This window comes from Corynebacterium sp. HMSC059E07 (assembly GCF_001814395.1).
GTDB classification, from domain to species: Bacteria; Actinomycetota; Actinomycetes; order Mycobacteriales; family Mycobacteriaceae; genus Corynebacterium; species Corynebacterium hesseae.
This window is the reverse complement of sequence record NZ_KV816329.1, coordinates 206,537-224,401: the sequence shown is the minus strand read 5'-3', so window position 1 is coordinate 224,401 and position 17,865 is coordinate 206,537. Positions and strand designations below refer to the sequence as shown.

Annotated in this window: 14 protein-coding genes; 7 read left to right on the top strand and 7 right to left on the bottom strand. The window is 61.3% G+C overall.

The features are described from left to right. Nucleotides 1–32: 32 nt before the first annotated feature. The 4 genes from alaS to aspS all read right to left on the bottom strand — a co-directional run bounded on the left by alaS (nucleotide 33) and on the right by aspS (nucleotide 7,249). Complete coding sequence (gene alaS / locus HMPREF2967_RS10035; protein WP_070686289.1) at nucleotides 33–2,720, bottom strand: alanine--tRNA ligase; 2,688 nt, start codon at nucleotides 2,718–2,720, stop codon at nucleotides 33–35. Nucleotides 2,721–2,787: 67 nt separating this feature from the next. Next, entirely contained in the window at nucleotides 2,788–4,143 is a 1,356-nt protein-coding gene (locus HMPREF2967_RS10030) for a replication-associated recombination protein A (RefSeq protein WP_070686287.1), read from the bottom strand. Next, nucleotides 4,143–5,345 carry a phosphotransferase family protein gene (locus tag HMPREF2967_RS10025; RefSeq protein ID WP_070686329.1) on the bottom strand — a complete coding sequence of 401 codons (1,203 nt, stop codon included), beginning with the start codon at nucleotides 5,343–5,345 and terminating at the stop codon, nucleotides 4,143–4,145. Before HMPREF2967_RS10025 ends, HMPREF2967_RS10030 begins: the two co-directional genes overlap by 1 nt. Before the next feature lie 83 nt (nucleotides 5,346–5,428). Further along, on the bottom strand, nucleotides 5,429–7,249 hold the full coding sequence (aspS, locus tag HMPREF2967_RS10020) for an aspartate--tRNA ligase (RefSeq protein ID WP_070563035.1): 1,821 nt from the start codon (nucleotides 7,247–7,249) through the stop codon (nucleotides 5,429–5,431). A gap of 204 nt (nucleotides 7,250–7,453) precedes the next feature. Between aspS and HMPREF2967_RS10015 the strand changes: the two genes are divergently transcribed. The 6 genes from HMPREF2967_RS10015 to HMPREF2967_RS09990 all read left to right on the top strand — a co-directional run bounded on the left by HMPREF2967_RS10015 (nucleotide 7,454) and on the right by HMPREF2967_RS09990 (nucleotide 14,429). Next, the gene (locus HMPREF2967_RS10015; protein WP_070686285.1) at nucleotides 7,454–8,347 is read left to right on the top strand and encodes a KPN_02809 family neutral zinc metallopeptidase; all 894 of its coding nucleotides are present in this window, start codon (nucleotides 7,454–7,456) and stop codon (nucleotides 8,345–8,347) included. A 327-nt stretch (nucleotides 8,348–8,674) separates the two neighbouring features. Further along, nucleotides 8,675–10,264, top strand: a complete 1,590-nt coding sequence (locus tag HMPREF2967_RS10010) for an inorganic phosphate transporter (protein ID WP_198531047.1) — start codon at nucleotides 8,675–8,677, stop codon at nucleotides 10,262–10,264. Between the two features lie 128 nt (nucleotides 10,265–10,392). Continuing rightward, a complete protein-coding gene (locus tag HMPREF2967_RS10005) occupies nucleotides 10,393–11,115 on the top strand; it encodes a CBS domain-containing protein (protein WP_070686281.1) in 723 nt (240 codons plus the stop codon). 45 nt (nucleotides 11,116–11,160) lie between these two features. After that, a complete protein-coding gene (locus HMPREF2967_RS10000) occupies nucleotides 11,161–12,267 on the top strand; it encodes an LLM class flavin-dependent oxidoreductase (protein WP_070686279.1) in 1,107 nt (368 codons plus the stop codon). Beyond that, entirely contained in the window at nucleotides 12,268–12,945 is a 678-nt protein-coding gene (locus HMPREF2967_RS09995; protein WP_070596724.1) for an FMN reductase, read from the top strand. Nucleotides 12,946–13,019: 74 nt separating this feature from the next. Beyond that, nucleotides 13,020–14,429 carry an L-serine ammonia-lyase gene (locus HMPREF2967_RS09990; protein WP_070563276.1) on the top strand — a complete coding sequence of 470 codons (1,410 nt, stop codon included), beginning with the start codon at nucleotides 13,020–13,022 and terminating at the stop codon, nucleotides 14,427–14,429. Here HMPREF2967_RS09990 and hisS read toward each other — a convergent pair. Genes hisS through tpx form a run of 3 tightly spaced genes read right to left on the bottom strand, consistent with a single transcriptional unit; the run spans nucleotide 14,426 to nucleotide 16,850 of the window. Further along, nucleotides 14,426–15,703, bottom strand: a complete 1,278-nt coding sequence (hisS, locus tag HMPREF2967_RS09985; RefSeq protein ID WP_070686277.1) for a histidine--tRNA ligase — start codon at nucleotides 15,701–15,703, stop codon at nucleotides 14,426–14,428. The genes HMPREF2967_RS09990 and hisS overlap by 4 nt on opposite strands. Before the next feature lie 5 nt (nucleotides 15,704–15,708). Beyond that, nucleotides 15,709–16,353: an MBL fold metallo-hydrolase gene (locus HMPREF2967_RS09980; protein ID WP_070686275.1), complete on the bottom strand. Its 645-nt coding sequence runs from the start codon at nucleotides 16,351–16,353 to the stop codon at nucleotides 15,709–15,711. Then, nucleotides 16,353–16,850: a thiol peroxidase gene (tpx, locus tag HMPREF2967_RS09975; protein ID WP_070686273.1), complete on the bottom strand. Its 498-nt coding sequence runs from the start codon at nucleotides 16,848–16,850 to the stop codon at nucleotides 16,353–16,355. Before tpx ends, HMPREF2967_RS09980 begins: the two co-directional genes overlap by 1 nt. A 106-nt stretch (nucleotides 16,851–16,956) precedes the next feature. Between tpx and HMPREF2967_RS09970 the strand changes: the two genes are divergently transcribed. Continuing rightward, nucleotides 16,957–17,817, top strand: a complete 861-nt coding sequence (locus HMPREF2967_RS09970; protein ID WP_070686271.1) for a peptidylprolyl isomerase — start codon at nucleotides 16,957–16,959, stop codon at nucleotides 17,815–17,817. Nucleotides 17,818–17,865 lie beyond the last annotated feature (48 nt).

Genomic DNA, 17,865 nt, shown 5'->3' with positions numbered 1-17,865 from the left:
GCTACAACTGCACGCCAACTAGGGCGCGTTCGTTAGTGGGCTTCGAGCTCATCACGGACGGCGTCGAAGGCCTGCTGGAGACCTTCAGCGTTGGCGCCGGAACCTTGAGCCATATCGGGCTTTCCGCCGCCCTTGCCGTCAACATAGCCAGAAATAACCTTGACGAAGTCACCAGCCTTGACGCCGCGCTCGACGGCAGGCTTAGTGGCGCCAACGATGAACGGGAGCTTGCCGCCCTCGTTCTCCGATGCCAGGACAACCACACCGGCGACATCACCGAGACGGTTCTTGATATCCGAGGCCAACGTGCGCAGATCACCGCCGTTTACTCCGTTAGGAAGTTTGACCGATACGAGGGTGAAGTCATTAACGGTGGTCGCACCAGAAATCATCTCCGCGGTCTGCGACATGAGCTGGGCCTTGTGCAGCTCCGCAATCTGCTTCTCAGCGGCTTTGAGCTTTTCCGTCAGCTGCGCGATGCGCTCCGGAAGATCCTCAGTTTGGACCTTGAGCTCGCGGGAGACACCCTCCACAAGGGCGGTCTCCTTCGAGTAGTAGCGGAATGCATCCAGGCCCGAATAAGCCTCGATACGGCGCGCGCCCGAGCCCACGGAGGATTCACCGAGGACAGAGACCGGGCCGATTTCTGCAGTGTTCTTCACGTGCGTACCACCGCAGAGCTCGATGGAGAACGGGCCGCCCATCTCCACGACACGGACCTCGGAACCGTAGTTCTCACCAAAGAGGGCCATCGCGCCCATCTCCTTGGCCTTCTCCAAAGACGTCTCGATGGTATTGACCGGGAAGTGCTGGTCCACCGCCTGGTTCGTCACCAAAGCGATCTCATCGAGCTGCTCCTGGGTGAGCTGGTCGGTGTAGTTGAAGTCAAAGCGCAGGTAGCCGGGTCGGTTCAAGGAACCAGCCTGGACTGCAGTCGGGCCTAGCACTTGGCGCAGGGCTGCGTGGATAAGGTGCGTCGCCGAGTGCGCCTGCACGGCGCCGTGGCGCCATTGTTCATCGACGGCAGCCGTCACGCCGTTGCCCAACTCAAGCCCACCGGCGGTCACCGTAGCCTTGTGCACCCACAGCTTCTTGCCAATCTTCTGCACATCGTTGACCTCAAGGAGGGTCTCGCCCGCGAAGATTCGACCATGGTCGGCGGTCTGGCCACCGGCTTCAGCATAAAGCGGCGACTGGTCCAGGATTACCTCGACGGTATCTCCTGCCTCGACCTCGGTTACCTTCTGACCATCGCGCACAAGGCCGATGACCTTGGCCTCAGATTCCAGGGTCTCATAGCCCGTGAACAACGTCGGGTGGTTATCCACCCAATCGCGGTACAGAGACAAGTCTGCGTGACCATGCTTCTTGGCCTGGTTATCGGCCTTGGCGCGGCGGCGCTGCTCGCCCATGGCGGCGTCGAAGCCTTCCATGTCTACGGTCAAACCGGCTTCCTGAGCCATCTCCAAGGTCAGGTCGATGGGGAAACCATAGGTATCGTGCAGCTCAAAAGCCTTCTCGCCGGAGAGGACCTTCGGGGTGGCCGCACGAGAGGTGCTCTTCAGTTCCTCCACGGCTTCGTCGAAAAGCTTGGTGCCTGACTCCAGCGTCTTCAGGAAGGCCTTCTCCTCCGCCACGGCAACGCGCAGGATACGCTCGCGGTTGTCGGCGATCTCCGGGTAGGACGGGGTCATGGTGTCCATGATGGTGTTCATGAAACGCTCCATGGTCTCACCCTTCGCGCCAAGCAGCTTGGCGGAGCGGATGATGCGGCGCAGCAAGCGACGCAGAATGTAGCCGCGACCCTCGTTACCGGGGGTAACGCCGTCCAAAATGAGCATCATGCCGGTACGCGAGTGGTCCGCCACCACGCGGAAGCGAATGAGGTCTTCCTTCGGAGCATCCGGAACGTACTTCGCACCGGTAAGCTCCTCGGCTACGTCGATGACCGGGCGCAGCAGGTCCGTCTCGTAGACGTTGTCCACGCCCTGCAGGATGCAGGCCACGCGCTCGATGCCCATGCCGGTATCAATGTTCTTCTTGGGCAGCTCGCCCACGATCTCGAAGTTGCCCTTGCCGATGCCTTCGCCGCGCTCGTTCTGCATGAAGACCAAGTTCCAGATCTCCATGTAGCGGTTATCATCCGCAATCGGGCCACCATCCTGGCCATATTCCGGCCCGCGGTCATAGTAGATCTCAGAGCACGGACCGCACGGCCCGGGAATACCCATGGACCAGTAGTTGTCTTCCATGCCGAGGCGCTGGATACGCTCGGTAGGCACGCCGATCTTGTTGTGCCAAATATCGGCTGCCTCATCATCGTCGAGGTAGACCGTGACCCACAAACGCTCCGGGTCGAGGCCCAAACCGCCTTCGTCGACGGAGGTGGTCAGCAGGTTCCAGGCGTGGCTAATAGCGCCTTCCTTAAAATACTGGCCAAAGGAGAAGTTGCCTGCCATCTGGAAGAAGGTATTGTGACGGGTGGTGATGCCCACTTCCTCGATGTCCAAGGTGCGCACGCACTTCTGGATAGAGGTCGCCGTGCCGTTAGCAAAAGGCGGGTTCTGCTGGCCCAGGAAGTAGGGCTTGAAGGGAACCATGCCGGCGTTAACGAAGAGCAGGTTCGGGTCATCCAGGATCAGCGACGCGCTGGGGACGGCCTCGTGGCCGGCCTTGACGAAGTGCTGGGTAAAGCGTTCCCGGATCTCATGAGTCTTCACGAGCAAAATTCCTTCACTGTTGAATGGTTTCTAGTCAGCGCTCAACTTTACCCGTCCGGTGCTGTGCTTAGCGACGCCGCCCCCGGATGATGTCCCGCAGCCTTCCCAGGTACTCGCGCACACGCTTTTCCGCGCCATGGTCGGTGGGGTGATAATACTCTGCATCCGCAAGCGTTTCGGGCAAGTACTGCTGGGACAGTACACCGCGCGGATCATCATGCGGGTATTGATAGCCCACCGCATTGCCCAAGCGTTTCGCTCCCTCATAATGGCCGTCGCGCAGGTGCGCGGGCACATGCCCGCTCTTGCCGGCACGAACGTCGGCCTGGGCCGCGTTGATGGCGTTGATAACGGAATTGGATTTCGGTGCCGTAGCGAGATGGATTGTCGCCTGAGCCAGCGGAATACGCGCCTCGGGTAATCCGATAAGGGCCGCGGCCTCCGCTGCGGCCACGGTAGTGGGCAGCGCGGTGGGATCAGCCATTCCGATGTCTTCGGAGGCATGCACGATAAGCCGGCGGGCGATGAAACGCGGGTCTTCGCCTGCCTCGATCATGCGGGCCAGGTAATGCAGCGCGGCATCCACGTCGGAACCGCGGATGGACTTAATAAACGCGGAGACCACGTCATAATGCTGGTCGCCGTCGCGGTCATAGCGCACCACCGCGCGATTGACGTTTTCTTTGAGAACCTCAACGGTGAGTTCACCGCCATCGGGCACTGCCTCGGCCGCCGCCTCAAGATAGGTCAGTGTGCGCCGAGCATCGCCCCCGGCGAGCAGCACCAGCTGGTCTAGAGCATCGTCCGTTGCGGTGATCCTTCCCGCCAATCCCCGCTCGCTGGTCAATGCGCGCTCGGCGAGGGTGCGCAGGGAGGCGTCGTCCAGCGGCTCCAAGTGCAGCAACAAGGAACGCGAGAGCAACGGCGCCACGACGGAAAAGGAAGGGTTTTCGGTAGTGGCGGCCACGAGCAGCACGGTGCGATTTTCGACGGCCGCGAGCAGCGCGTCCTGCTGAGTCTTGGAGAAGCGGTGCACCTCATCGATGAACAGCACGGTGCGGCGCCCTTGAATCAGCTCACGGCGGGCATGGGAGATCACCTCTCGAACCTGCTTCACGCCGGAGTCTAGGGCGGAAAGCCCAATGAAGTTATCTCCCAAGGAAGATGCGATGAGTGAGGCCAGCGTCGTCTTTCCGGTTCCCGGCGGCCCGTACAGGATGACGGAGGCCTCGCCTGAGCCTTCCACCAGCCTACGCAGCGGGGTTCCCGGCTCCAGGAGGTGCTTCTGCCCCACCACTTCGTCGAGGCTTTGCGGCCGCATGCGCGCGGCCAGCGGCGAACCGGGGTGGGTTGCAAACATATCGGGGCCACCCGGCAGGCTTGGCGCTGACTGGTCATCGCCGAAGAGTGACTCCTGCCCCATCAGGACTCCTGGAGTCGAGAGGCCACGGCTCGCCCGAACTCGGCGACCGCGGAGCACCCGTCATTGCTACATTGCGCGGCAAACCGCGACAGCGCTTCGAAGGTCTCATAAAGATCGCGCCGAATCAGTATTTCATCCTCGCTGAACGGACCATGGTCGGATCGCCGAAGCAGAGAACGGTGCGGGTCACGGTAGATCTCAGCGTTGCCCTCCGCCAACGCGACAACCCCTTCGATCCCGCCGGCGTACATCGTGGTCACGCTCGACAGAGCCCAACCAATGAGGCAGGACACGAGCAACTCGTGCAGCGTCTTCTCATCGGCGAGCTGCGGCCAGACATCGACAATGCGGCGCTGCCAGGCATGGATGAAAAGCCCCGCCTCGGCATCAGTGATCGGCCGAGAGAAAAGAAACTGCGGGAAGCCGGCCACCACGCAGGCCACGTCAAAGCCGACGTTGCGGAAACCGGCCCACTCATAGTCCAAGAAGGTCAGCGTTGAGCCGACGATGATGTTGTCTGGGGACAGGTCGAAGGGAGTAAAAGCGCGGTTGCGGCCAGAACTCAGACTCTGCATGGCGGCACGGGCCAATGTGCGGACGTGTTCCGGCGGTTCCAGTCCTGCCTCACTGAGGATGTCCGCACCAATCAGAATGGAGCTCTGCAAGGAATCATCGCGCAATGCCTGGTGCTCAGCGTATTCGGGATGCCGACGTAACTGGCGCTTGAGCAGGGCGTCATAGTCTTCTTCGCGCCCGGCGGTCCCAGCATGCATTTTGCCCAACGCGCTGCCCAGAGCCCTGAGCAGCTCGCCGCGGTCTTCATCACCGCTGCGCGCAAGGGTGTCCGCCAGGGTGTCGCCTTCGCCGGCGTCGGACAGCACGAGAATGCGCTTGTCCACGTCGTGTGCGAGCAACACAGGTCCTGGACGAACCTCCTCAGACAGCGCCGTGGTGAACTGATAGGCCACCACTTCACGGAGAAGCGCGGCGTCATCAATAGTGTGCCCGGTGACCGGGTTGTACTTGATGACGACCGAACGATGCGGGAAGAAGGCGCTGGGAGTCGTCCGAGCACGAAGTACCACGGCATTGCCCGAGCCGGTGAGTTGCTCAACGTCACTCAGCTCAGGCTCCCCGCCATAGCGCCGCGAAATCATCTGTGAGGCTTCTGCTACCACGGCATCAGCCACAGAATTATTCATGGACTCGTGTCCCGTCGGATTCACTTGCTTGCCTGCTTCCACTTGTTGTCGACCCAATGAGGTACACCCATGGTGTGGGGCCTTTAGGACTCCTTCCCAGCCTTTTCACCCTGGGCTGCCTTCGCAGCCTTCTCCGGCTTGAAGTCCACACCGGTCTCCTTGCGCTGCGCGGCGGGGATGGTGCCGGGGGCATCGGTCAGCGGGTCGACGCCGCCACCGGACTTCGGGAAGGCGATGACATCGCGGATCGATTCGAATCCACCCAGCAGGGAGACGATGCGATCCCAGCCGAAAGCGATGCCGCCGTGTGGCGGAGCACCGAACTGGAAGGCGTCGAGCAGGAAGCCGAACTTCTCCTGCGCTTCTTCTTCGCCGATGCCCATGACGTCGAAGACGCGCTTCTGCACATCCTGGTCGTGGATACGGATGGAACCGCCGCCAATCTCATTGCCATTGCAGACAATGTCGTAGGCATAAGCCAGGGCCTCTCCCGGATTCTGGTCAAAGTTATCCAGGTACTCCGGCTTCGGCGAAGTGAAGGCGTGGTGGACTGCAGTCCACTTGGAGTGGCCCAAAGCCACGTCACCCGAGGCGGTGGCATCGGCGGAGGGCTCGAAGAGCGGTGCGTCGACGACCCAGGTGAAGGCCCAGTCGCCGTCCTTGATGAGGTCGAGCTTCTTCGCAATCTCACCGCGAGCTGCGCCCAGCAGCGCACGGGAAGCCTTGGTCTCGCCGGCAGCGAAGAAGATGGCATCGCCCGGCTTGGCGCCGACGTGGGCGGCAATACCCTCGCGCTCGGCATCCGTGATGTTCTTGGCCACCGGGCCACCCAAGGTGCCGTCCTCGGCAACGGTGATGTAGGCCAGGCCCTTCGCACCGCGCTGCTTTGCCCACTCCTGCCATGCATCGAACTGGCGGCGCGGCTGGGAGGCTCCGCCTTCCATGACGACGGCACCGACGTATTCGTTCTGGAAGACGCGGAAGGTGGTGTCCTTGAAGAAGTCCGTGCACTCCACGATCTTGATGTCGAAGCGCAGGTCCGGCTTGTCGGAACCGTAGTACTTCATGGCATCGGCATAGGTCATGCGCGGGATGGGGGTCTTGATTTCGTAGCCGATGAGCTTCCACAGGGCGGAGACGATCTCTTCTGCCAGAGCAATGACATCATCCTGGTCCACGAAGGACATTTCGACGTCGAGCTGCGTAAACTCCGGCTGGCGGTCAGCGCGGAAGTCCTCATCGCGGTAGCAGCGAGCGATCTGGTAGTAGCGCTCCATTCCGGCGACCATGAGCAGCTGCTTGAACAGCTGCGGGGACTGCGGGAGTGCGTACCAGCTGCCCGGCTTCAGGCGCGCCGGCACGAGGAAGTCACGGGCGCCCTCCGGGGTGGAGCGAGTCAGGGTCGGGGTTTCGATCTCAGTGAAATCGTGGCTGTCCAGGACCTGGCGGGCAGCGCGGTTCGCGGCCGAGCGCAGGCGCAGTGCCTCATGCTGGCGTTCACGGCGCAGATCCAGGTAGCGGTACTTCAAGCGGGTCTCCTCACCGACCTCACCGGAGGAGGACGGATCATCAATCTGGAACGGCAGCGCTGCGGACTTGTTGAGTACCTCCAGGTCCGTGACGTTGACCTCAATCTCGCCGGAGGCCAGGTTCGGGTTGGCCGAGCCCTCCGGGCGGGGCTCCACGACGCCAGTGACCTTGACGCAGTACTCGGAACGCAGATCGTGGGCGCGCTCAGCTACCTCGGTCTCGCGGAAAACAACCTGGGCAACGCCGGAGCGGTCACGCAGGTCAATGAAGATAACACCACCGTGGTCGCGACGGCGTGCGACCCACCCCGTCAGGGTGACGGTCTCCCCCGCCAACTCCTTGCGCAGTTCGCCTGCCAAATGTGTACGCAGCACTCTCGTTCAATCCCTTCTCATCGTTGACGCTCACACCCACTCACGCCACGCGTAGACAGCACGCGCCGAGGGATGCAAGTACTTGAACGGCCCAAGTCTACCGCCCGCACCGGACTTGCTCAGCGCTAGGGTGAGCACCGCGCGCATGGCGGTGCACCCACTATCGAGCAGACACCACCACCAGCATGTGGCAAAATCTGGAGCATGACTTTTAAATCTGGCGCCAATTTTGATGGTAAGCGAGCAAGCTCCGGCGGTGGAGGCCGCGGCGGCATGATCGCTACCGGCGGCGGCATTGGTTCACTCCTTCTCATCGGCCTCTATCTCCTTCTCGGCGGCGATCCCGGCGCCATCACCGGAAGCGATCCCCAGGCCGACCAGGCCCAGGTCGGCCCCGAAGAAAGCGGGGAGGACGCGTTTGCGCACTGCCAAACCGCTGAAGACGGCAACAAGTATGACGATTGCCGCGTCATGTTTGCAGCCCAGTCCGTGGACAAGGTCTGGGCCCAGCAGTTGCCGGATCAGGCTGGCATCAAGTACGTCGAACCGGGCCGCGTCATCTTCAACAACACCACCATGTCTGGCTGCGGTCAGGCTTCGGGCGCCACGGGCCCGTTCTATTGCCCGGCGGATGAGTCGGCCTACTTCGACACCGCCTTCTTCGACCAGCTCCGCAATTTCGGCGGTGAGAATGCCCCGCTAGCCCAGATGTATATCGTGGCCCACGAATTCGGCCACCACATTCAAAAGCTGGAAGGAACTCTCAGCCTGTCGAATTACAACGAACCCGGCGAGGATTCCAACGCGGTGAAGATTGAGCTGCAAGCCGATTGCTATGCCGGCCTGTGGGCGCACTACGCCGACAAGGGTGACGATGCCCTGCTCGAAACCATTACCGAGCAGCAGGTGACTGATGCCGTCAACACTGCACGCGCCGTGGGCGATGACAACATTCAGCGCCGCTCAGGCGGCGAAGTACGCCCCGATACGTGGACGCATGGCTCTTCCGAAGACCGCGCGCAGTCGTTCCTCGCCGGTTATAATTCCGGCAAAATGGAGCAGTGCGACACCTTGGGCCGTGAGGTTTACAAGTCTTAGGGTCTTAAGAAGCGCCCACCCCAAGGTCGCACCACCCCCAAATGTGCCACATTAGCCCAAATTAGATTCACATACACCAGGTGTTTACCTGCCGTACACCTTAATGCTTTAAGGTAGTCAAGTTCCCGCCGGTTCGTGGTGGGTTCCGCTCTGTCTTTAAAAGCATAAAAGAACTGCGCGTGATGTCATTATCACCTGCACCGCGGTAGGTATGGTGCTGCCCGCGCCAACGCCGAATGCGCCCCGCCCGCGGCCTGCTCACGCTGTCTCATCACGCAGCGTTCTCTTCATGAAAGGAACGACGTTTTGAGCACCGCCACGCCGACGATGCCTGATCTTGAGTCGATGAATGGCAAGAACAAGGACTGGATTTGGCACCTGTTCTTCGGCGCCATCACGGCTGTCACCCTGATCTTTTTCATCATTTGGGGCAACGGAGAAGTTGCTGAGGGAACCAACAAGGTAGTCCTTGTTACAGCAATTATCTTCGCTGTCTTTATGGCCTTCAACATTGGCGGCAATGACGTCGCCAACTCCTTCGGTACCTCCGTGGGCGCGGGAACCCTCTCCATGAAGCAGGCCCTCGCTGTCGCGGCGGTCTTTGAGGTATCCGGAGCCATCCTCGCCGGCGGCGAGGTGACTGATACGGTCCGCTCCGGAATCGTGGACCTCGATGCCATCGATGGCCTCGACCCGATGGAATTTGTCTACATCATGATGGCGTCACTCCTCGGCGCTGCCATCTGGCTTTTGGTAGCCACCCGCATGGGCTGGCCGGTTTCTACCACCCACTCCATCGTCGGCGGCATCGTCGGCGCCGCTCTGACCGTCGGCTTCATCACCGGCAAGGGCGGCATGGACATGGTGCAATGGGGCGGAATCGGCACAATCGCTTTCTCCTGGGTGCTTTCTCCGGTTCTCGGCGGTATTGCCGCATACCTCCTTTTCAAGTGGATCAAGTCTTCCATCTTGGTGTACAACGACGCCGCGGACGAACGCCTGCGTGACATCAAACTTCGCCGCGCCGAGCTGCGCAAGGAACACAAAACCCGCTTCGAGCGCATGAACGAGCTGCAGCAGATCTCCTATACAAATGCGATGGCTCGCGACGCCGCCCTTACCGCCGAAGAGGACTACGACCCAGAGGCTCTCGAGTCCGACTACTACCGCGATCTGCACAACCTCAACAAGGATCTCGAGGATGTCAATGCACACCGCGCGCTCGAGAACTGGGTTCCACTGCTCGCAGCTCTGGGTGCCGTGATCATCTCCGCGATGTTGCTCTTCAAGGGCCTGAAGCACACCGGCATCGATGTCACCGCCCTAGAAACTTTCCTAGTCATGGGCATGGTTGGAGCCATAGTCTGGATGGCCGTCTTCATCTTTGCCCGCTCCCTGAAGAAAAAGTCCCTGAAGCGCTCTACCTTCCTCCTCTTCTCGTGGATGCAGGTCTTCACCGCCTCCGCCTTTGCGTTCTCGCACGGTTCCAATGACATCGCCAACGCCATCGGCCCCTTCGCTGCAGTCTTCGATGTCTTGCAGACCAACCAGATCTCCGATGAAGTTTCCGTGCCGCTGCCGGTCATGGTAGCCATGGGCATCGCCTTGGTTTCCGGCCTTTGGTTCATCGGCCGCTTCGTCATCCAGACCGTGGGTTCTGGCCTCACTCAAATGCACCCCTCCTCCGGTTTCGCTGCCGAGCTGGCCGCTGCTGCCGTCGTCATGGCTGCTTCCCTCTTGGGCCTGCCGGTGTCCTCTACCCACATCCTCATCGGTGCCGTCCTTGGTGTCGGCATTGTGAACCACGCCGCCAACTGGAAGTTGATGAAGCCCATCGCTTTGGCATGGGTCATCACCCTTCCGGCGGCCGCCGCCATCGCTGCGGCGACGGTGGCCATCCTGCGCGTCGTCTTCTAAAGGTCAACGCATCGCGCATACCGCATTCTCGCCGTGAGTTTCCCCGACCACCGGGGTTGCTCACGGCGAGATTTTTCTTATCGCTTGAGCCTTAAGCACATATCCGAGAACCCGTACACTTAGGCGGCATGAGCGACAACTCCCTGGCCAGATTCTTTTCCGCTTTTAATGACATTGAGCAGTTCCTCCGCCAAGCTATCGGGGCAAAGAACTCTGATTCTTTCTGGTGGATTGTTGATCGCGCCCACGACAAACACCTTTTAAGCAAGCGCCAAGCAGAACAGCTGAAGGACTTTAGCAACCTCCGCAACGCCATCGCCCATGGCCGCTACTTCAGCGGTGAGCCCATCGCTACCCCACACCCTCACGTCATCAAGCAGCTCGAAAACCTGCAACGCCTGCTCACGGATCCACCCACAGCGCAGGCTCTGCTCGCTAGCCGTAACGTGACCACCCTTGCCCCTGACACCCCGATCATGGAGGCCTTGAAGCTTATTGACACGACCGGCTATTCCCAGATCCCAATCTATGAGTCTGGGACTTACCAGGCGCTTCTCACCACCAACGTCATTGCCCGATGGGTTGCGGCAGATCTCGGTGACGACGGTGTGATTAACGCGGCGTCGATTAGCACTGTGCTGGAATTCGCAGAGCGCAAGGACCGCGCAGAGTTCCTGCCCCGCACCGCCAGCGCGCAAGAGGTCATCGACGCCCTCACCGACCCTGCGGCAGACGGCACCCACCCCGGCGCGGTCCTCCTCACCGAGCACGGCAAACCTTCCCAGCGCCCGGTATCCATTGCTACGCCTGCCGACCTCGCGACATTGGTTGCTGCAGTCGAATGGGAATAACTCCCCTCCCTAACCTTGTTGACATGACATAGAAAGGAGGATGTCATGCAATTTGGAGTCTTTAGCATCGGCGATGTCACCCAGGACCCGACCACCGGACGCACCCCCACCGAGGCCGAGCGCATCCGCGCTATCACGGAGATTGCCCTCAAAGCAGAAGAGGTGGGCCTCGACGTCTTCGCCACCGGCGAGCACCACAACCCACCCTTTGTGCCCTCGGCACCCACCACCCACCTGGCATACATTGCGGCACAGACTAAGAACCTTCAACTCTCCACTGCCACCACGCTGATCACTACCAACGACCCTGTTCGCCTCGCCGAGGACTACGCATTCCTCCAGCACCTGGCAGATGGGCGCGTCGACCTCATACTAGGCCGCGGCAACACCGGCCCGGTTTACCCGTGGTTTGGCAAGGACATCCGTGAGGGCATTCCCCTCGCAGTGGAGAACTACCACTTGCTGCGCCGCCTCTGGCGCGAACCCGTCGTGTCCTGGCAAGGAAAGTTCCGCACCCCGCTGCAGGGTTTTACTTCCACGCCCGCGCCTCTCGATGGCATCCCACCCTTTGTCTGGCACGGCTCCATTCGCTCCCCACAGATTGCGGAACAGGCAGCTTTTTACGGCGATGGCTTCTTCCACAACAACATCTTCTGGAACAAGGAGCACACCGCGAAGATGGTGAACCTCTACCGCAATCGCTACGAGTCCTATGGCCACGGCCGCGCCGACCAGGCCATCGTGGGCCTCGGCGGGCATGTCTTCATCGCGCCCACGGAGCAGCAGGCAAAGGACTTCTTCCGCCCCTACTTCGACAGTGCCCCGGTGTACGGTCATGGCCCCTCCTTGGAGGAGTTCACGGCACAGACCCCGCTCACCGTAGGCACCGTAGAACAGGTAGTGGAGCGCACATTACAGTTCGCAGATTGGGTGGGTGATTACCAGCGCCAGCTCTTCCTCATCGACCACGCTGGACTGCCTCAGGAGGTGGTGCTCGAGCAAATCGAAATCCTTAGTACCCAGGTGGTGCCCGAGCTTCGCCGCCGCTTTGAGGAACGCCGCCCAGATCATGTACCTTCTGACCCGCCCACCCATGCCACGCTCGGCGCTTATGCCCCGCACGCGCTGGTCAACCCTGGAGAGGAGAAGTAGTTGCGCTCTCTCGTACTCGTTACGGCTGGACTCTCATCACCCTCCTCGACGCGTGCGCTTGGCGACGCCCTCTCCGCCGCCACCACCGCCCGCGTTAGTGCCCGAGGTGAAGGCGTCGACGTGACCGTCGTCGAGCTGCGCGAGCTTGCCGGAGAGTTGGCAGAAGCCATGACCAACTGGGTTTCACCCACACCCCGCCTCCATGCCGCACAGACTGCTGTGACCAAGGCGGACGGTCTCATCGCCGTCAGCCCGGTGTTCCAGGGCAGTTATTCGGGTTTGTTCAAGATGTTCTTCGACACTTTAGAGCCGCATTCACTGGAGGGACTGCCCACGCTCATCGCTGCCACTGGCGGCTCGAGCCGGCACGCGCTTGTGCTCGACTATGCTCTGCGCCCGCTGCTTAACTACCTGCATGCCACAGTGGTCCCCACCGGGATCTTCCAGGCCACGGAAGACTTTGGCACTGCAGAAGGCGCGCGCAATGACAAACGCATAGAACGCGCCGCCGAGGAGCTAGCGGACCTCATGGTGCGCCCGCTCGACCGGGTCTCTGGACTTGCCGGGAGGCTCGGCGAAGCGGAGGAAGCGCCCCAGGGGGAGCTATCACAGGACGTCGATCCAGACCCTTCAGGATTCCGCGCGCTGCTTTCCCGCCACGACGGGCAGCCGAGCTAAGCGGTTGCGGAGGGCTCTCGGTACTATCGTAAGGCGACACTTATCTAACGCTCCCAAGGAGGTTTCACCCCCACATGACAATTAGCGTGACCGATATCTTCTCCATCGGAATCGGCCCCTCCTCCTCCCATACAGTCGGCCCCATGCGCGCGGCTAAGGCCTTCCTCGAGGCGCTTGATCAACACCCGGCCAAGGTCCACACCGTACTGCGCGGTTCCCTATCCGCTACCGGCCGCGGCCACGCCACGGATCGCGCCGTGATTCTGGGCCTCGCCGGATGGGATCCGCTGTCCGTGCCACTCGACGCAGAGCCACGCGCCGATGCCTTTATCCCCACCGAGGGCACCATTTCTGGCCCCGCAGGCGAAGTGCAGTACAGCATCGAATTCAACAACGAACCGGTGCCGGAACACCCGAACTGCCTCATCTTTACGGCCTGGGACGAGAACGGCAGGGTACTCGCCGAGAATGCAGAGTACTTCTCCGTCGGCGGCGGCTTTATCCTGTCCCGCGAGGAATACGATGCCCAGCTCCAAACTGACACCGGTGTGCCAGCCGGTGTCGCCGCGGCCACCGCTGAAGACACCGTTCCTTATGAGTTCCAGTCCGGCGAACACCTGCTTCACCTGTGCGCGGCCAATGACAAAGCTATCTGGGAAATCGTCGCCGCCAACGAGGCCGTGTTGCACCGCGAAGAAGGCGGTCTCGACTACGTCTACCAGCACCTTGACTTGGTCTGGGATATCATGCGCGAGTGCGTGACCGAGGGCATTTCCTCCAAGGGAATCCTTCCCGGTGGCCTGCGCGTGAACCGCCGCGCGCCACGCATGTACCAACAACTTCTGGCCAAGCAAAACGACGAGTCCTGTGGCTTGTCCGCGATGGAATGGGTCAACCTCTACGCGCTTGCCGTCAACGAACAGAATGCCGCCGGCGGCCGCGTCATCACCGCCCCCACTAACGGCGCGTGTGGCATCATCCCCGCCGTGCTGCACTACGCGCGTGACTTCCAGGCCGATTTCACCCGCTCCGATGCCCGCCGCTACCTGCTGACCGCAGGTGCCATTGGTATCATCATCAAGTCCAATGCCTCGATTTCCGGCGCCGAGGTGGGCTGCCAGGGCGAGGTTGGCTCAGCGTCCTCCATGGCAGCTGCTGGCATGGCAGAACTACTCGGAGCAACACCGGAACAGGTGGAAAATGCCGCCGAGATCGCCCTTGAGCACAACCTCGGCCTGACCTGTGACCCCGTCGGCGGCCTCGTACAGATTCCCTGCATCGAGCGCAACGCCATCGGCGCGGTCAAGTCCATCAACGCCGCGCGCCTTGCGCTCATGGGTGAGGGCACGCACCACGTTACCCTCGATAACGCGGTGCGCACCATGGCCGAAACCGGACGCGACATGCTCTCCAAGTACAAGGAGACCTCGCTCGGTGGCCTGGCGAAGACGATGGGCTTCACCGTCTCGCAGGTGGAGTGCTAAACCACTGCGCTGAGCTGCTTGACGACGTCCCCCACCGGGACGTCGTGCTGCTCGTGCGCGCGCAGATCCTTCAGCGCCACGGTGCCAGACTCTAGCTCCTGGTCACCGAGGACGAGTGCGAAGCGGGCGTTGGCGCGATCAGCGCCCTTCATCGCGCCCTTGAGGCCGCGGTCGCCGAAGGACATGTCCGCGGAAATGCCGGCCTTGCGCAGGTCATTAATGATGCTGACCATCTTCTGCTTCGCCGCAGCGCCCAAAGCAACGCCATAAACGGCCACGCGCTCTTCGACGCCGTCGAGCTCCACGCCCTCGGCTTCCAGAGCCAAAACCGTGCGGTCTACGCCGAGACCATAGCCGATACCGGACAATTCCTGTCCGCCGAGCTGAGCCATGAGCCCGTCGTAGCGGCCGCCGCCGCCAATGCCGGACTGCGCGCCGAGGCCATCGTGGACAAATTCGAAACAGGTCTTCGTGTAGTAATCAAGACCGCGGACCATGCGCGGGTTGATGGTGTAGGGCACGCCCATGTCATCGAGCAAGCCAGTGACCGTCTCAAAGTGCTCGCGGCACTCGGCATTGAGGTGATCGAGCATGAGGGGGGCGTCGACAAGCTGCTCCTGGACCTCCGGGCGCTTGTCATCGAGCACGCGCAGCGGGTTCAGCTCCACGCGAGCCCTGGTTTCCTCGTCGAGGTCCAGCTTGAACAGGAATTCCTGCAGCTTCTCACGGTAGGCCGGGCGGCAGTCGTGGTCACCCAAGCTGGTCAGCTCCAGACGGAACTGGCTAAGCCCCAGGCTGCGGTAGGAGCGGTCCGCTAGCGCGATGATTTCCGCGTCCAGCGCTGGATCATCGACACCAATGGCCTCGACGCCGACCTGCTGCAGCTGGCGGTAGCGGCCAGCCTGCGGGCGTTCGTAGCGGAAGAAGGGGCCAAAGTAATTGAGCTTGACCGGCAACTGACCGCGGTCGAGGTTGTGCTCAATAACTGCGCGCATAACACCCGCGGTACCTTCGGGGCGCAGAGTCACGGAGCGGTCGCCGCGATCGGCGAAGGTGTACATCTCCTTCGACACGACGTCCGTGGACTCCCCCACGCCGCGGGCGAACAGCGACGTGTCCTCAAAGACGGGGAGTTCGATGTGTTGGAAGCCGGACAGATGTGCCTGATGCACGAAGGTCTCACGAACCTTGGCAAAGATGGCCGATTGCGGCGGAACGTAGTCCGGCACACCCTTGGGCGCGGACAGGGCTTTGAACTGCTTCTTATCACTCACGCCCTTTAGAGTACATCCCCCGCCGCACGGAGAAACGGATTAGTCGCGCGTTCGCGGCGCATCGTCGATGTTGGGCCGTGGCCCGGCAAGATAGCAAGGGAATCATCAAGGCCCCACACCGGACCGCGCAATGAGCGCTGCATCGCCGCGGGATCGGAATGCGGAAGGTCTGTACGGCCGATCGAGCCCTTGAATAACACGTCACCGGTCAGCGCAAAATCCTCGGCCACGAGCATGACGCACCCCGGTGAATGCCCCGGCGCATGGAGTAATTCAAACTCCAGGCCGACGAGGCTCAGCGTTTCACCACCCAGCAGATCACGCCGGTCCGCCACCTGCTTCATGGAAGCGGCGGCGAAAAGCATTTGCGACTCGGGAGATACTCCGGAGCCATCCACCAACATGAACGCGTCATCCGGGTGGATGTAGACCGGCAGGTCAAACTCAGCGGCATCACGCGTGTGGTCAATGTGACCGTGGGTGAGCACGACGGCCTCAAATTCCAGGGACTTCTCACGCGCGAGCTGCTCAAGGCGCTCGCGCGTGTGCATCCCTGGGTCCACGATGAACGCCCGCGAGCCGTTAGCCACAACATAGGTGTTGGTTTTATAAGGCCCTGCGGCGAAACCGTAGATATCGGGTGTGTTCATTACTTGAGGGCGGCCAGTGCTGCGTCGTAGTCCGGTTCAGTCGTAACCTCCGGCACCAGCTCGGTGTAGGTCACCTTGTGGTTCTCGTCGGTGACGATGACCGCGCGGGCAAACAGGCCCTTGAGCGGGGAGCCTTCCAGGACGAGGCCCAGCTTGTCGGCGAAATCGGAACGGAAATCAGAAGCGCTGACGACGTTCTCAATACCTTCAGCAGCGCAGAAACGCTCCTGCGCGAACGGCAAGTCACGGGAGACGGACAAGACAACGGTGTTCTCCAGACCAGCCGCCTCTTGATTGAATTTGCGCAGCTGCGCTGCACACACGCCGGTATCCACGGACGGGAAGCAGGACACCACCAAGCGCTTACCAGCAAAGTCCGCATTGGTTAGCTCAGACAAGTCGGTGCCGACGAGGGTGAAGTCCGGCAGGGCGTCACCGACCTTCGGCAGCTCAGCATTGGTTTCGACGGGTTCATTCTGAAGATTCGTAGTAGCCATGGCACCCAAGCGTACTGACGTGCGGGGCGGCGCGCCACGGTGAACTAGCGTGCGGTTAGGATAGGTGGGTCAAAGTTTTTAAACCACCACTGTGGAGGAAACATAGGTGTCTACTAACAGCCAGCGCTTGGATGATGCGCTCAACCAGCTCGATCGCGAGCTGAAATCCCGCGACCGTAAACAGAAGAGCCGCCCGCTCGGCGTCGTTTTGATGGCCGCCGTCGTTATTGTTGCCCTCGTCGGCGGTATCTGGTTCTTGGCCACGCGCTCGCCGGAGGAAGAAGAGATTCAGGCCTCGGAAACCTCCGCCGCTGATACGCCCACTGAAGCCCCTACCGCCGAAGCATTGAGCGGCAAGCGTGCTAAGCCGCTCGGTGAGACCGTCACCTGTGAGTACAACGAGACTGGCGACTCTTCCCGCGATGTCCCTACTCCGCAAGGAAAGAACATTCCTGCCAAGGGTGAAGTGACCGTCAATTTCGCCACCAAGCAAGGCGATATTGAGATGACTCTCGATCGCTCACTTGCTCCGTGTACCGTCAACGCAATCACGGACATGATTTCCGCGAAGTACTACGACGACACCGTGTGCCACCGCATGACGGAGGGCACCCTCTCCGTCCTGCAGTGCGGTGATCCGACCGGCAAGGGTTCTGGTGGACCGGGCTTCCAGTTTGCCAATGAGTACCCCACCGATGAGGCTGACGACGCCGCTAAGGCACAGCCTGCTCTGTACCCGAAGGGTTCCATCGCCATGGCTAATGCCGGCGAAGACACCAATGGTTCCCAGTTCTTCATTAACTATAAGGACTCGCAGCTTCCGCCCTCCTACACCTATTTTGGCGACCTGACGGAGAAGGGACAGAAGACCATCGACGCCATCGCTGCCAAGGGTGTCAAGGATGGGCAGTCCGACGGCGCTCCCGCTGAGGAAGTTCGCATCACCAAGGCAACCGTCGAGAGCTAAGTTTTACCCCCTTTACGGTGGCCGGCCCCGCTCGCATTCAGCGAGCGG

Bases quoted from the DNA above. Each gene is read 5' to 3' on its own strand.
- HMPREF2967_RS10030 (WP_070686287.1), bottom strand. From the start codon at position 4,143: ATGGGGCAGGAGTCACTCTTCGGCGATGACCAGTCAGCGCCAAGCCTG.
- HMPREF2967_RS10025 (WP_070686329.1), bottom strand. From the start codon at position 5,345: ATGAATAATTCTGTGGCTGATGCCGTGGTAGCAGAAGCCTCACAGATG.
- HMPREF2967_RS10015 (WP_070686285.1), top strand. From the start codon at position 7,454: ATGACTTTTAAATCTGGCGCCAATTTTGATGGTAAGCGAGCAAGCTCC.
- HMPREF2967_RS10010 (WP_198531047.1), top strand. From the start codon at position 8,675: ATGCCTGATCTTGAGTCGATGAATGGCAAGAACAAGGACTGGATTTGG.
- HMPREF2967_RS10005 (WP_070686281.1), top strand. From the start codon at position 10,393: ATGAGCGACAACTCCCTGGCCAGATTCTTTTCCGCTTTTAATGACATT.
- HMPREF2967_RS10000 (WP_070686279.1), top strand. From the start codon at position 11,161: ATGCAATTTGGAGTCTTTAGCATCGGCGATGTCACCCAGGACCCGACC.
- HMPREF2967_RS09990 (WP_070563276.1), top strand. From the start codon at position 13,020: ATGACAATTAGCGTGACCGATATCTTCTCCATCGGAATCGGCCCCTCC.
- HMPREF2967_RS09980 (WP_070686275.1), bottom strand. From the start codon at position 16,353: ATGAACACACCCGATATCTACGGTTTCGCCGCAGGGCCTTATAAAACC.
- tpx (WP_070686273.1), bottom strand. From the start codon at position 16,850: ATGGCTACTACGAATCTTCAGAATGAACCCGTCGAAACCAATGCTGAG.